The organism is Vibrio sp. 1401, from assembly GCF_033340295.1.
Genome location: NZ_JAWOWF010000476.1, coordinates 1 through 637, shown reverse-complemented (window position 1 = coordinate 637; position 637 = coordinate 1). Strand labels below are relative to the sequence as shown.

The 637-nt window shown below is 30.5% G+C and carries 1 pseudogene; it reads left to right on the top strand.

The annotated features are described in order from the left end of the window. Positions 1 to 276: 276 nt before the first annotated feature. A pseudogene (locus tag R7Z77_RS26310) lies at positions 277 to 637 on the top strand (helix-turn-helix transcriptional regulator); the annotation flags it as partial.

Here is a 637-nt window from a genome sequence, read left to right as displayed (position 1 = left end):
ATTTGGGCGAAAGAAAATATATCAGAACAATCTATAGTAGTTGTTTGATTTTATAAAAATTGATGTCTGGCTAATTTAGTGCATACTCATATTTAGTCAAAAATAGATCATGTTAAAAGTGTTTCTTTTATGAGAAACACTTTTTTTGTTTCTATTTTTAATAAATTAATAATTCAAAAAAGTAGCAAATAACTTTACTCTGTTGTCTAGCACTTAGATATGAACTTGAGTGCTGACGATTAACTACGAATTTAATAATGTTAAGTTAATGAAAGTATGAGAAACATTATGGAACAGTACACGGAAAAGCCTGAAATCCTAATGCTCACTCAACAAAGTTTACAGAGTGAAAACTTTAAGGAAATGCTTTCTAAAAATACAGAAACTAAAATAACGATCATTGATACTAAAAACCCTAGCTATCATGAACTCATTCCGGAACGCTACTTTTTGCTTGTTGATTTTTCAGTTGAGATTCCTTCCGAAACTTTAGTTTATTTAAAAGATAGTAATAAAGTGCTAGGAACTATAATGCTTAATCTAGGTTATGACTTAGACACAGAAGAACTCGCTTCTTGGCCTCATGTAAAAGGTATATTTGGTCCAGGAGATTCAATGGACAAGGTTTGTCAGGGAT